The organism is Bacillus sp. mrc49, from assembly GCF_002803435.1.
In genome coordinates, this window is record NZ_PHNG01000736.1 from 1 (window position 1) to 2,166 (window position 2,166).

The 2,166-nt window shown below is 45.6% G+C and carries 1 protein-coding gene; it reads left to right on the forward strand.

From position 1 onward, the window contains the following. Positions 1 to 42: 42 nt before the first annotated feature. Entirely contained in the window at positions 43 to 2,049 is a 2,007-nt protein-coding gene (locus CVN76_RS21520; RefSeq protein WP_100532998.1) for a penicillin-binding transpeptidase domain-containing protein, read from the forward strand. Positions 2,050 to 2,166: the final 117 nt, after the last annotated feature.

The window sequence follows — 2,166 nt, forward strand, 5'->3', positions numbered from 1 at the left end:
AACTATACGTATATCATTCTAACTATTCATTAGGAGGAAATCATGAAGAAACTGGCTTTAGTTTCCAGCTTATTGTTGATGAGCGTACTGTTCCTGGCCGGCTGCTCGGATGAGCCAAGTCCGGAAGAGCGCTTTGCGGCATACACCAAACTTTGGAATAAACAGGATTTTACGAAGATGTATGAATATTTGTCACCTGAAACGAAGAAAGAAATCAGCGCGGATGAATTTGCGGAGCGTTATGAAAAAATCTATAAGGGCATAGAAGTGGACCAGTTAAAGGTGAATTATAAACAGCCCAAAGAAGAAAAAAAGCATAAAGATGGAGAAGAAGTAAATCTTGCTTATACCGTTGATATGTCAACGATGGCAGGGGAGGTCAATTCCGATCATCAGGCGACCCTTATCAAGGAAGGGGAGGGTGACCAGGAGAATTGGTACATTAAGTGGGATGAAAGCTATATATTCCCCCAGTTGAAAGCTGGTGAAAAGATATCGGTTCAAACCTATCCAGCCATTCGCGGGGAAATTGTCGACCGGAATGAGCGCGGACTTGCCATGAATGGCACGGTCTCGGAAGTGGGGATTGTGCCAGAGAAAATGACTAACGAAACCGAAACGGTCAAAAAGGTCGCTGGTATGCTTAATATGTCCACTGACGAGATAGATAAGAAGTTAACGCAATCTTGGGTAAAGCCAGGTTATTTCGTGCCCATCAAGAAAATGTCCAGTGATAATACGGCAGCATTGGAAAAGCTATTGGCGATTCCTGGGGTATCGGTCAATAATACGGAAGCCCGGATCTATCCATACAAAGAATCTACGGCCCATCTCATCGGATATGTCGGTGCGGCATCTGCCGAAGATTTGGAGAAATTGCAAGGTAAAGGGTATACCGCAAGCGATGATATAGGCAAGCGCGGTCTTGAGGAAGTGTTGGAAGGTCGCTTGAAAGGAAAGCCAGGAGGCAAGATCTATATTAGAACAGAAGCTGGCGAAGAAAAAGTGATTGCTGAAAAGCCTGCTGAAGAGGGAGAAACGATTACATTAACCATCGATGCGGAGCTTCAAAAGGATATCTTCAAGCAATATAAGAACGAAGCTGGATCAGCAACGGCTCTTGATCCGGTAACGGGCGAAACGCTTGCACTTGTATCAAGTCCCTCCTTTGACCCCAATAAATATATTTTTGGGATAACAAAGGAAGAGCAGAAAGCGCTGGAGGAAGATTCCCGGAAGCCATTGCTTAATCGCTTCAGTTCGACCTTCGCACCGGGCTCGACGATAAAGGCCCTCACGGCGGCAATCGCCTTGAAAAATGGAGTCGATCCGAACGAGGCGATCAAGATCCAAGGGAAAACGTGGGCTAAATCGACATGGAAAGACCATTCGATCACAAGGGTCTCTGACCCGGGTGTCCCCATTGATATGGAGAAAGCATTAATTTATTCGGATAATATTTATTTTGCCCAGAAAGCATTGGGGCTTGGTAAGGAAAAATTCACAAGCGGACTCAAAGCATTTGGTTTCGATGAACCATTGAACTACGATTATCCGATCAAAGCATCGAGCATCGGTAAAATCGACAGTGAAGGTCGCTTGGCTGATGCCGGATACGGCCAGGCGCAGGTCCAAATGAGCACGCTTCACTTGGCCATGGCCTACTCAGCCTTCTTGAATGAAGGAAACATCATGAAGCCGACCTTGCTGACAAGAGAGAAAAATGAAACGGAAATATGGAAGAAAAATGCCGTTTCTGCCGAGCAGGCGAATGCGATCACCAAAATGCTGACACAGGTAGTGGAACACCCTAAGGGGAGCGGCCATGGTGTAAATGATCTTGGCATCAAAATCGCAGCCAAGACGGGAACGGCTGAAATCAAGGCATCCAAGAATTCTGATGGAACGGAAAATGGCTGGTTTGTAGCCATGGACACGGAAGATCCGGAGCTTCTTATGGCCTGGATGATAGAAGATGTTAAGGGAAGGGGCGGCAGCCATTTGGTTGTCGATCATATGAAGCCCGTTTTGAAGAAGTATTTGAAGTAAACGGTATAAGCAGTAATCATCATCATAAAAAAGCTGGACGTGGTTTTTTCCATGTCCAGTTTTTTTCATGCGAGTACGGCTTGGGAGTTGTGATCGTGAATGAAGGATTATAAGGAA